Source organism: Oceanisphaera sp., from assembly GCF_048268965.1.
GTDB lineage: Bacteria > Pseudomonadota > Gammaproteobacteria > Enterobacterales > Aeromonadaceae > Oceanimonas.
In genome coordinates, this window is the sequence record NZ_JBLWUK010000035.1 from 17,030 (window position 1) to 28,627 (window position 11,598).

At 55.1% G+C, this 11,598-nt stretch carries 13 protein-coding genes; 4 read left to right on the plus strand and 9 right to left on the minus strand.

The window, feature by feature from the left end; translation table 11 throughout:
* Positions 1-2: 2 nt before the first annotated feature.
* The 4 genes from ppnN to queF form a co-directional block, all read right to left on the minus strand.
* A complete protein-coding gene (gene ppnN / locus ACN0VL_RS13245; protein ID WP_417618138.1) occupies positions 3-1,358 on the minus strand; it encodes a nucleotide 5'-monophosphate nucleosidase PpnN in 1,356 nt (451 codons plus the stop codon).
* A gap of 28 nt (positions 1,359-1,386) precedes the next feature.
* Positions 1,387-2,883 carry a GGDEF domain-containing protein gene (locus ACN0VL_RS13250; protein ID WP_417618140.1) on the minus strand — a complete coding sequence of 499 codons (1,497 nt, stop codon included), beginning with the start codon at positions 2,881-2,883 and terminating at the stop codon, positions 1,387-1,389.
* A 39-nt stretch (positions 2,884-2,922) separates the two neighbouring features.
* Positions 2,923-5,076, minus strand: coding sequence for a GGDEF domain-containing protein (locus ACN0VL_RS13255; RefSeq protein ID WP_417618142.1), 2,154 nt, complete (start codon positions 5,074-5,076; stop codon positions 2,923-2,925).
* Positions 5,077-5,276: 200 nt separating this feature from the next.
* Positions 5,277-6,128, minus strand: coding sequence for an NADPH-dependent 7-cyano-7-deazaguanine reductase QueF (gene queF, locus ACN0VL_RS13260; RefSeq protein ID WP_417618144.1), 852 nt, complete (start codon positions 6,126-6,128; stop codon positions 5,277-5,279).
* A 52-nt stretch (positions 6,129-6,180) separates the two neighbouring features.
* Between queF and ACN0VL_RS13265 the strand changes: the two genes are divergently transcribed.
* A complete protein-coding gene (locus tag ACN0VL_RS13265; RefSeq protein ID WP_417618146.1) occupies positions 6,181-6,711 on the plus strand; it encodes a SecY-interacting protein Syd in 531 nt (176 codons plus the stop codon).
* An 83-nt stretch (positions 6,712-6,794) separates the two neighbouring features.
* On the opposite strand, the gene ACN0VL_RS13270 is transcribed toward ACN0VL_RS13265, so the two are convergent.
* From ACN0VL_RS13270 to ACN0VL_RS13290, 5 genes are all read right to left on the minus strand, one after another.
* Positions 6,795-7,568, minus strand: a complete 774-nt coding sequence (locus ACN0VL_RS13270) for a Zn-ribbon-containing protein (RefSeq protein WP_417618148.1) — start codon at positions 7,566-7,568, stop codon at positions 6,795-6,797.
* Entirely contained in the window at positions 7,568-7,879 is a 312-nt protein-coding gene (locus tag ACN0VL_RS13275) for a hypothetical protein (RefSeq protein WP_417618149.1), read from the minus strand. The genes ACN0VL_RS13270 and ACN0VL_RS13275 overlap by 1 nt, the downstream gene beginning before the upstream one ends.
* 14 nt (positions 7,880-7,893) lie before the next feature.
* Positions 7,894-8,121: a DUF2789 domain-containing protein gene (locus ACN0VL_RS13280; protein WP_417618161.1), complete on the minus strand. Its 228-nt coding sequence runs from the start codon at positions 8,119-8,121 to the stop codon at positions 7,894-7,896.
* Between the two features lie 292 nt (positions 8,122-8,413).
* Positions 8,414-8,701: a DUF3301 domain-containing protein gene (locus tag ACN0VL_RS13285; RefSeq protein WP_417618151.1), complete on the minus strand. Its 288-nt coding sequence runs from the start codon at positions 8,699-8,701 to the stop codon at positions 8,414-8,416.
* A complete protein-coding gene (locus ACN0VL_RS13290) occupies positions 8,698-9,732 on the minus strand; it encodes a DUF3549 family protein (protein ID WP_417618153.1) in 1,035 nt (344 codons plus the stop codon). Before ACN0VL_RS13290 ends, ACN0VL_RS13285 begins: the two co-directional genes overlap by 4 nt.
* 87 nt (positions 9,733-9,819) lie before the next feature.
* On the opposite strand from ACN0VL_RS13290, the gene ACN0VL_RS13295 reads away from it, so the two are divergent.
* From ACN0VL_RS13295 to ACN0VL_RS13305, 3 genes are all read left to right on the plus strand, one after another.
* Positions 9,820-10,155 (plus strand): YqcC family protein, encoded by a 336-nt coding sequence (locus ACN0VL_RS13295; protein WP_417618155.1) that lies wholly within the window; start codon positions 9,820-9,822, stop codon positions 10,153-10,155.
* Complete coding sequence (gene truC / locus ACN0VL_RS13300) at positions 10,152-10,883, plus strand: tRNA pseudouridine(65) synthase TruC (protein WP_417618157.1); 732 nt, start codon at positions 10,152-10,154, stop codon at positions 10,881-10,883. Before ACN0VL_RS13295 ends, truC begins: the two co-directional genes overlap by 4 nt.
* A gap of 64 nt (positions 10,884-10,947) precedes the next feature.
* Positions 10,948-11,388 carry a flavodoxin gene (locus ACN0VL_RS13305; RefSeq protein WP_417618159.1) on the plus strand — a complete coding sequence of 147 codons (441 nt, stop codon included), beginning with the start codon at positions 10,948-10,950 and terminating at the stop codon, positions 11,386-11,388.
* The last annotated feature ends 210 nt before the right edge of the window (positions 11,389-11,598 follow it).

Genomic DNA, 11,598 nt, shown 5'->3' on the forward strand with positions numbered 1-11,598 from the left:
TGTTAACGGTTGATTCGGTAGCAGGGTTCATAGGTCGACCCCGGTAATTTCATGCGCTGTTGTTCAACAAACTGCTGCAGCAGGGTGTCCATCATCTGCATCATTTCCGGCTCGCCATTCAGCAGAAAAGGACCATGTTCCTCGATGGCCTTGATGCCGCCTTCTTTTACGTTGCCGGCCACTATGCCGGAGAAGGCACGACGCAGGTTGGCTGCCAGTTGTTGCGGTGGCTGATCTCGATTGAGGTTGAGGCTGGCCATGTTTTCATGGTTGGGAATGAAGGGCAGCTGAAATTCCGGCTCTATGTGCAGCGACCAGTTAAAGGAATAGGCATCCCCCACGGATTTGCGATAATCGCGCACCAGCGGCATGGCGTTTTTGATCCGTCTGGCCACTTCTGCCGGATCGCCAATAATAATCTGGTACAGCGCCTGGGCATCCGGGCCCAGGGTGTTGCCGATAAATTCATCGACACTGCGGAAATACTCGGCGCTTTCTTTTGGCCCGGTCAAGATAATCGGCATGGGCTGATTGCGGTTTTCCGGGTGCATCATGATGCCCAGAATATACAGAATTTCCTCTGCCGTCCCCACTCCGCCCGGAAAGACGATAATACCGTGAGCCATGCGCACGAAGGCTTCGAGGCGCTTTTCAATATCGGGCAGTATCACCAGCTCGTTAACGATGGGGTTGGGGGGCTCGGCGGCAATAATGGACGGCTCGGTGAGGCCGATATAGCGGCTGCCGCTGACTCTTTGCTTGGCGTGCCCGACCGCGGCACCTTTCATGGGGCCTTCCATGGCGCCGGGGCCACAGCCGGTACAGATGTTCATTTCTCTCAACCCGAGTTCGTTACCGACTTCGCGGGTATATTGATACTCGTTGGGGGCGATGGAGTGTCCCCCCCAGCAGACCGTCAGGTTGGGCTCGACACCGGGGTGAACCGCATTGGCATTACGCAGAATGGAAAACACCAGATCGGTCAGATGCTGAGGCTGGTTCTGGGTGAGCTGATGATCATTTTTTAGTTTGCTGTCTACATAGATGATATCGCGCAGCACCGAAAACAGGTGATCCTGAATGCCACGAATAATTTCGCCGTCTACAAAGGCATGCACCGGGGGATTGAACAGTTCGAGCTTGACGCCCCGTTCGCGCCGGATCACGTTAATTTCGAAGGTCGTGTAGCGATCGAGAATTTCCTTGGAGCTGTCGGTCTTGCTGCCAGAATTAAGCACGGCCAGCGCACAATTGCGAAATAGCTGGTATAAAGCGCCAGAAGCCGATTGTTTAAGGTTGTCTACTTCAATTTGTGACAGCAGGTTCATGCTGCCAACCGGATTAATATGGGTGATCATAATCACTCCCGTGAATATTGTTATAAGGTCAGTCCATGACTATCTGGTCGCGGCCTGCATGCTTGGCGCGATACAGTGCCTGATCGGCCCGGTCCAGGGCTGAATGAATGCTATCCCCTTGTCTGAACAGGGTGGCACCCAGGGAGATGGTGACGGTCACGGGTTCTTCCTTGAATCTGAACGGAATGTTTTTAATGTTTTCGAGTAGTTTTTGTAGTGGTTTTTCAATATGTTCGGGGCTGGTGTTGCATAACAGCACCACGAACTCTTCGCCGCCAAAACGGGCGACATAATCGCTTTCTCTGAGGGATTTTTGCAGCGTCTTTGCAATGAGACGCAACGCCTTGTCACCGGCCAGGTGACCGTATTTATCATTGATTTCCTTGAAATAATCAATATCGATGAGCGCAACACACAAGGGTCTTTGGTAACGCAGCCATTGCCGGTATTCAAGAGCCAGCCGTTGGTCCATGCCGGCACGGTTATCAATTTTCGTTAAGCTGTCTATAAACAGCTTGTCCTTTTGTTCACTGAGTTGTTGGTTAGCGGTGGCAACCTCGTCTTTAAGTGTTTGAATTTGTTTATCCATCTCCCCCATCCGCTGCAGCAGGGCGAGTTCGCGAGTCTGCAGTTGCCGATGCTGCAGCAAAATATGCTGGATACTGCGCATTCGGCGCTCTATTTCGGTTTTAAGCCGATTGTTGCCGTGGTCGGACACATGCTCACTGATGGCGTTGAGCTCATCCGAAATATGGTGATTGCTTTCGGCGCGAGCATCAAAAATGGACTCACCTTCACTCAGGGTGAGTGAAAAGTGACGATGCACATTTTCCAGGTTATCGTTTAAATGCACTAAAAACTGTGTGGTGTGTTGGCGTTCCAACAGGCAACCATCAATGATGAGATCGATGAGTTTAAGGCACAGGCCGGGCAGTTCGTTCGGCGCCAGTGGTTGCGTTATCCGGTGTCGCAGCTTGCTGATTTTGGTGGCCACCGGGGCTGGAAAATGTAACTCGTCAATCAGCTGTAGCAGACGGGTGCACAACTCCTGCTGTCGGGCTTGTTGGTGGGCGCCGTCTTGTATGCTGTCTGCCAATGCGGTCTGATAGTAATCGAGTAATTGCAGTAACTGGCCCTGGTGGAAGGGCTGACCCTGGCGAAGCCTGGTCAGCAAGTCGCCAGCCTGCGGAGGCATGAAGCCGGACTGCTCTAACTGGATGCTGGCCTGTTGCAGTTTTGCTTTACTTAATGTCTGTATGTGTTGCAGATGCCCGTGGCTGTTGCGTAAGCGCATCAGCTGTTGTGACAACTCGTTGGCAAGTTGCTCTTGCAGAGGGGAGTTTGAGGGGCTTGGCGTAGCCTGGCCGCGGGTAAAAATCTTGTGCCAGTGACGGGAACGACGCTCGGCAGAGGCGTCATCGGCGGAAAGAGCCAGCGGTTGCTGTAAGCAGGTTAATACCGTGTCCAGGCGATCAATAACGGACGCCAGTTCTTTTAGCACCAGTTTATCGTCAAAGTTATTCATTTTTCACCATTGCAGCCTAACGCAGGCAACCCTGTAAAATTATATCGGCATGACCAGTTCTGGAGCCAGGGCATGCCAGTCAATGTGTTGTTTTTTATGTGAACTATTTACTTTGACCAGTCCTTTCAGAATAGCTTGTATGCAGCAATGGCGAATATCGCCATGAAAAAAGGCCGCCTGTTGACAATCTACCGCCAGTAATTCTACCCAGGCCTTTTCGCCGGTTTGATCGGCCAGTTGGTGGGCAGCCGCCATGGCCAGATACAAAATATCCCCCAGACGCATATCGTCGAGCGCCCGGGGCTCCCTGGGCAGGAAGGGGTGGCCAATGATGCCGATGGCCAGCCGCTGATCCAGCCGGAACGGGCTGGGGAACTCGGCAAACATGCGCTCCAGGCTGGTAATGGTGTGTTGCAGCGAGTTGACCTGTCGTTGCGAGATGACGTACATAAACTGCCCTTCGCGCAGGTCATACAGCCGGGCCTCGGGGTGAATGCGTCCCTGAAGATAAGTGCCCAGCTCCTTTTGCAGCGCGGTGGCATGCATCAATCCCAGACGTTCGCTTAAATCGACCATGAAAGGGACGTGCAGCAACAGGTAGTAAATCTTGTCGTTGAATGGCTGAGCTTCGGCTTCGTTCAAGTACCATTGCTCGGAACGCAGCTGACTTTTGGCCATTTCTTGCGGTAGACGATGCATCAGCTGGCGCCAGTTGGGCAGCCCGGTTCTGGACTCCAACAGCAGAGAGTGTTGCAGCTCCAGATTGTGTTGTTGCAGGCGCCGGCTGCGGATCTGGTTGCGCAGCCAACCATACAGCAGCAGGGGAACCACCAGGCTCAAACTGACAGCCAGCGTGGCAAAATGCTGTTTTTCTTGCTGTATCTGCTGGTTGTTTTGTTGCAAACCGGCCAGCTCCCTTTCTTGCTGCAGTTGCTGGTCACTGTCTTGCACCAGGCTCTGGGTCAGCATGCGGTTAAGCTGGCTGGCCTGGGCATAGTAGCCGTGATAGGCCTTGTGATGTGCCAGGGCCTGAGCGGGTTGGTCACTGTACTCAAAGAATTGTGCCAGCAGGCGGTGGCATTCGATCAGCCGTGGCACGTCGTTTAATTGCTTGGCGAGTGCCAGGGCCTGCTCAAACTCTGTGAGGGCCAGGCTGTGCTCTTCCTGTGCCACATAGAGTTGGCCGAGCTGCAACAGAGTATCAATTTGGCGTGGCATGTTTTGGCTGCGTTCAAAGCCGGCGCGAGCCAGGGACAGATAATGCTGGGCTTCACTGTAGACCTGTAATACCCGATAACTGTGGCCAATTTCCAGATACAACTGGGCCACGTGGTCGGCGTCGGCCAGGGTTTTGGCCAGATCGAGTGCATTAAAGAAATACACCAGGGCCAGGCTGGCGTCATGGCTACCGGTACGGGTGACACGGCCCAGGTTCAGCAAGGAGCTGATGAGCAGGCTGGGATTACCCAGCAGTTCAAATTCGCTGGTCGCCATGTTGGCGTAGTGAATGGCCTGATCGCCAGCGCCCAAATCGGCATTGATGTTGGCGGCTTGTTCTGCGGCCATGGCCTTGAGATAGAATTGCTGGCGCTTGCCGAGCAGGTTCAGGGTTTCTATATAATGGGAGAGCGCCAGCTCGTCCTGCTGCAGGCGTTGATAATAATCTGCCAGCAGATAGTTGGCCCAGGCCTGTTGCACCGGCTGATTGTTTTCCTGGGCCTGTCTTCTGATCTGTTCGAAAGCCAGGCGCGCTTCATCACTTTTATGCTGGTGCAGCAAAGTGCTGGCCTGCAGCAGAGCCAGGCTTTCTTGCAGGTGGCGCGGGCTTTTATCGGTTAGTTGCCTGCCGGCATCGGCCAGCAGGGTGGCGGCCTGAGCTGGCTCTTGTTGCGCGAGAGCCAGTTTGGCCTTGATCATCAGGCTGGCCGCTTCAATATCCGTTTGTCGATACTGTTTGGCAAGTTGAATGGCCCGGTTGATGCTGACATCGGCGGGCAGCAACAGGCCTTCATTGGCCTGGCACAGGGCTTGTATCTGCCAGGCCGCCTGGCTTTGTTCGCGGGTTCGATAGCGTTTTGTCATCTCTTGATGATCAAAGTCCTGTCGCGAGTTAACCAACTTTGCGGGGTCTATTTCTTTGCGCTGCAAGAAAAAGTTGGTCAGGGCGACGCATTCACTGGGCCGGCTCAGCATAAGCTGCCGCGCCCGTTGTAGCTCTACGGGCTCGGGCTGATAGGGCGACAGGACGGGCGCGCCCGCCAGATGCGAAACCAAAACGGCGACAGACAAAATCACAATAACGGATACCGATATATTATGCGGATGACGAACCAGTTTACGGAGCTGGTGGAACGGAGTCCAGTTTCTGCCGCTATCTGTTGATTATATAAACATTATTGGCGTTGCAGACGCACGTTGGCGGCCTTGCCGGCTACGTTGCTGCGGTAAGGATTGATATCCAGCCCTCCGCGGCGGGTATAGCGCGCATAGACGGTCAGTTCTTTAGGCTGACAGTGCTGCATGATATCCATGAAAATACGCTCGACGCACTGCTCATGAAACTCGTTGTGCTGGCGAAAAGACACCAGATAACGCAACAGCGCATCGCGGCGAATACGCGGCCCCTGATAGCGGATCATCAGGCTGCCCCAGTCTGGCTGGCCCGTGACCAGGCAGTTGGACTTCAACAGGTGTGAATGCAGGGCTTCGGTGACTATTTCGGCATCGGTGGCATTGTGTAATAAATCCGGCACAGGTTGATAGTGCTCTACCGTGATATCCTGGCCGTCGATGCAGTCGCCGGGCAGGATGCCAAATTGACTGGGTGCCGCCTTTAGTTCAAACAGCGTCACCTTGACGGTCCCTTGCGCGCACAGGCTGAGATCATGGGTCAGCACGGCCGCTACTTCATCTATGCTGTCGAAGCGGCTTTGATTGAAGCTGTTCAGGTACAGCTTGAAGGACTTGGACTCAATCAGGTTTAGGCTGCTGGCCGGAACCCGCACTTCACCCATGGCGACCACGGGCTTGCCCTTGGTATTAAGCCAGGACAATTCGTAGAGATTCCAGAGATCTTCACCGGCAAAGGGCAGCGCATCTGCCTCTAGCCCCAACTCATCCCGGTTCAGGCTTCGCGGCACCGATTGTAATTGGCCGGCATCGTATTCACAGACGTAACTGCTTTGCTTGCCCAGCGGCAAGGCGTCGAGGGCGCTGCTGGCGTGGTATTTTTGCTCTGGTGTCATTTCGGGATCCAGTTGGTAGAATAAGATATCAACCTTATTGTGAGACTTTGGTATGCAAGATCAAGTGGTGATGGCGCTCGATGAGCTATTTATCCGTCAGCGGCGGCTGAGGGGGATCCCGCTGGTTGAGCATGACGCGGCGTTTGCTTCGCCGGCCGAGCTGTTACCGCCCCAGGCAGGCAAAGTGGGCTGGCAGCCATGGGCACGGCCCGAGCCGGCCAGTTTTGATAATGTGGCCCATGCATTGGCCATGCCGGTACATGAAGATTTAACGGCTGTGTTTGGCCATTATTATGCAGGCAATGTGGAGGCCTGTTTCAAGGGCTTGTTTCTGACCTTGTTGCAGCCGTGGAATGAGCAGGATTTTGAGCGGTTGCAGCAAAACCAGATTGCCCATCAGTTGATGATGCAAAAGCTTAAACTCCCAGCCAGCTGGTTTTTGGCAACCAGCAAAGACGAGCAAAAGCTGGTCACGCTGAACAACGCCAGTGGTGAAGTCCAGCTGGAGCGGTTGGGCAAGGGCAGCATAGGCGTGCTGGCGCCCAACCTGAGCCTGTTTTTACGCGGACTGGAACCCTGCTGAAAGACACCGTGAGGTGGAAGGGGTGAGGTGGAAGGAGTGAGGTTTCCCCTTTACTCTTCACCCCTCACCCCTCACCCTTCACCTCACTTTTTAAAATCCCAGGACAGGTTGGAGATCAGGCGGCAGGGTTCGCACATAAAATCAAAGATTTCGTGTAGGGGCTCTGGCAAGCGCCAGGGTTCACCGCAGCCGGGGCAGGGGCGGTCAAGCTCGGCGTGCAGGCTCTCGCCACCGACACGGTATAAATAGTAAAAGGTGGGGATCTGCGTTAAATACTCGATGCGCTTGCCCAGATCCCGGCCTCGGCGGCTCAGCCTGCTGTCATGAGTGCTGATTTCAAGCACGGCAGCGTGCTCAAGAATGGAGCCGTTCATTTGCAGCTGATCGCAGGCTTCCCAGTCTTCTTGCCACTTGAGTACCTGTTTGAAATCACCATTGGCTACCGGCGGTATGTTATATAACGGCACCGGTGAAAAGTGCTCACCACAGCGCAAGGGCGAGCAGGAGTGCAAGTAGGTGGTGTACAGGAGTTGCCATGGCCGGGCCGGGCAGTCATCCGTGGTGTCCGAGTTCAGATCCTGACCCTTCACACTGGCCTTGGGGCTGGTCAAACCGGCCTGGTGCAACCGGGTTACCGCCAGCTCGACCTGACGGCTGTAATGGCGAGGGTGCAGGCTGTCTTGTTCGGGGCAGACCACCCGACAGCTCAACCATCCCTGATGAATAGAGGTGGGAAACTCCCGCCCCAAAATCTGGCCGTTGTAACGCAGGGCATCAATAAACTGGCGGATAGCCGGCTCGGCCTCGGCCAGTTGTGTGTCCTGATAACAGTCGAAGTGCAGCTCACATACCCACATCAGTCACGGGGCTCCTGTGCTGGCGCTTCTGGTGTCAACAACCGCTCCAGCCGCGCCACTCTGGCTTCCAGCTCTGCGACCCGCTCCGTAAGGGCGCGCTCGGTTGCAGAGGCGTTATTGGTGGCTGTTGCCGTCGCGTCGGGCTCCATGGTCAGCAGGCTTTGCGGTGATTGCTTGTAACGGCTGATCAGCGGCAGCAAGGCGGCCAGATCGACCGAGCCATTCAAGCGTGCCTTGACGGTGGCGGTGGTAATACTCTTGCCTTCTTTAACCAGGCTTTGTATGGCGTTAATGATGTCCTGCTGGGGCATGTGCTTGGGTTACCTTATCTTAGGCTGGCATTTAACTGGTCGATGATTTCGGCCCAGTCGGAGTCGTCCTGCAAGCCTTCTTTCAAAAAGCTGGCCTGGGACGCACTCCAGAATGGCGCCTCGACCAGGTCCATATTCGCCGGTAGCTGATGGGTTGAAATAAAGTGTTTAATGCCTTCGTTGCTGGCATCCAGCCCTAACTGTTCGAACAGTTCGGAAAAAGGGTGGTTAGAATGTTCCATCATGCCGTTATCTCCTTACAGAAAACAAGTGAGGGGAAGCGTAAAGGGTGAAGGGTTAAACCTGAACCCAACACCTGGACCTTAAAGATTCCTCGCCACGGAATCCACGGAACCCACGGAAAAATAGGGATAAAATCCGAAAAAATATTTATTGGTAAGATATAAAAGATAGCCGATGGCAAACAACACTGCCCGAAAGGTTTTATCTTACCCAGTACATATCGCTCTTGTCCCAGCTTGATTTTTCCGTGAGTTCCGTGGCAAAGCAGCTTTAGGTTGTCCTGTTCACCATTTACCCCTCACGTAATACAGGAACGGACACCTCCAGCACCTTTAACTGATGCAACCACAGTTTGCCTTCACTATGTTGCAGGCCATCGTGACTGAACTCAAAGCGAAATTGTGCCAGCAGGCGGCCTTTTTTCCATTGATAGCGATAACGGTACACGCTTAACAGCTGAAACTGCTGTTGCCGGCAATACCGCTCCAGCCAGTCCCGGGCAAATTCGCTTTGGCGCCGCACCTGCCAGTATCCGGCCCCCAGCAGAAACAGGGCCAACAGCCCCAGCAGCTCCGTCATGAGACGCCGTTAAACAAGCTGCCCAGCGCGTTTTTCAGGCTGGGAGACAGCGCCGTATTATGCAGGTTGCCGAGAATAAGCGGCCGCAAGGCGGGCACAGAGACCAACTCGGCAAACAGACCGTTAAACAGCTCGCCATGATGTTCGGCCAGTCGTTCCAGATACGTCAGCAACAGGGTTTCGTCCGTGAGATCCTGCCATAGCCTGGCCGCCAGGCTCAGCATCAGGGGTTGGCTTGGGGTTAACGCCAGCAAGGTGGCAATTTTTTGCTGGCGCTCGGTAGAGGTCGGGGTGCCTGCGGTGGCACGCAGTAGCTGGGCAATGCGATTCTGGTCGGGTTCCTGACGCTCAAGCTCGGTGGTGATGGCATCCAGCAGCCGTTCTATTACTATGCCGGGCAGCGGCTGATGTTGACACTGGTCAAGCAGCGCATCCTGTACCGGTTGCGGCAGGGTAAGCAGGCGCTCGGCCAGGGGACGACTCAAGGTCTCGTCCTGATGCAGGCGCGCCGTTATATCGGCCAGGCCCTGCAACCCCAGCTGCTGCCAGTCGTGCTGCTCTGGAGCCTGAATATACTCGCATACGCCCTGAAAAAAGGCCGAGGGAGGCAGATTCAGTTCCAGCCCCAGTCGAGCATGAAACGCCGCCAGCTTGTCCTGGGCTGGCTGAAAGGTGAAGGGGGTTTGTGCCAGTCGTTGTTGCTGCTCGTCGGTGAGCTCGGCGGTAACGTCCTGGCCCAGCTGTTCAACCAGGGCGCTCAAGAAGTGCTTGACGGCCCCATTATTGAACAGGCCGCGTTCATCCAGTGGCAGTTTAAGAAACCACACATAGGGCTGGGCCCGGTTTTGTTGCTGCCAGTAGCACACCGCCAGCCAGGCATGGCGCTGCAAAGGCCAGGGATAGGGCCTTTGGTTGGCTTCAATGGCGGCGAAGTCGTCATGGCTTAATGGCTGCAGGCGGCGACCCAGATCATAAAGGCGAAACTCGGTGCCTGCCTGGGTTAAAAATTCACTCAAGGTATTTATTTGCATCGGTTTCTCCTGTTGAACAGCCGCCGATTATAGGGAGTCAATCGTCAAGATGGTATAGTAAGCGCGAGTTTAAAGAGGAGCAAATAGATGTCAGCCGAGGTCCAAACGCGGTTATATGCCATTGAACGGGAGCTAAGGGCCCTGTCCTGGTGGCAAAGAGAGCCCCCCAGTGCCGCGGCGCTGGCCAGCACGGAGCCATTCTGTCTCGATACCTTGACCTTTCCCCAGTGGCTGCAGTTTGTGCTTCTGCAGCGCCTGCAGGCGATGCTGGACGCGGGCATGCCGCTGCCGGTTAAGGTGTCGATTTACCCCATGGCGACCGAAAGCTTTAAATCACTGGCGGAAGACACGCGCGCCCTTGAGGAGGCCATCGCCGGACTGGATGAAGCCTTGTCGGGTGAAACGGTCGTGCGCGAACCATGAGCGTCGATATTATCTATGAAGACGAGTCGCTGGTGGCCATTAATAAAGAAGCGGGCCTGTTGGTGCATCGCAGTTGGCTGGATAAAGGCGAAACCCGCTTCGCCATGCAGCTAACCCGGGATGCGGTGGGCTGTCATGTGTTTCCGGTGCACCGGCTGGACAGGCCCACCTCGGGCGTGTTGCTGTTTGCCAAGAATGCGACGGTGGCGCGCACCCTGACCGAGGCTTTTACCGAGCAGAAAGTACGCAAGCAATATCTGGCGGTGGTACGCGGTTATATGCCGGAGCAGGGCACGCTGGATTATGCTCTCAGCCTTCAGCTGGACGACATTGCAGACAAGTTTGCCAGTAGCGACAAGCCGCCTCAATCCGCGGTCACCCACTGGCAGAGTCTGGCGCAGATCGAGTTGCCGTTTGCGGTGTCGAAAAAACATCCCACGACTCGTTACAGTCTGGTCAGCCTGACTCCGGAAACGGGGCGCAAGCATCAATTACGCCGCCACATGGCGCACCTGTTCCATCCCATAGTGGGCGATACGACCCATGGCGAGGGGCGTCATAATCGTTTCTTCCGCCAGCAATATGACTGCCAGCGCATGCTGTTGCATGCCAACCGCCTGTCGTTCACCCACCCGGTCAGCCAGGCCCCGCTGCACCTGAGCGCCGGGCTGGATGCCGACTGGCAAAAGCTGCTCGGTGAGTTTGGCTGGCAAGCCGCACTCGATTAACGCCAACGTCTCGGGTTATCATGCTTTTCAATGGCTTAGCAGATTAATTTTAACAGGAGTAACTATGGCGGCAGTAGATATTATAGTGGGCAGTGTATATGGTTCGGCATTCTCGGTTGCCGAAACGCTGGAAGAAGCCCTGATTGGCGCAGGCCATCAGGTCACACTGCATGAAGAGGCTCAGTTATCGGATCTGGACACCAGTCATTTCTGGCTGTGGGTAACGTCAACCACGGGGCAGGGGGAGCTACCGCCTAACTTGCTGCCGCTATTTGAAGAAATGCGCGAAAGCTGCCCGCCCATGCCAGAGTTGCGTTATGCGCTGGCGACCCTGGGTGACAGCAGTTACGAGCACTTTTGTGGTGCCGGCGTGCAGCTGGAAGCATTGTTGCAAGAGCTGCAGGCACAAGCGGTGACCGAGGGATTAAAAGTCGACGCCAGCGAGACCCTGGAGCCGGAAGAGCCGGCCCTGGTGTGGCTAAGCAGCTGGATATCGAAGATATAAACTCACGCTGAGCGCCCGGCGCCCCGCACCAGGCCAAACCGGTATTTGTCTTTGAGTCAGGCGCAGTATTGTTTTGGCCGAATGAATACCGCTTTTTTAGTTAAGTAATGCCGCATAACAGGTGTGGTTCTGTCGTCATTCCCGCGAAGGCGCTGAGGGATCCCCAAAAAAATAGGCAGGCATGGTAGATTATCTCTTTTGTTAATCGCC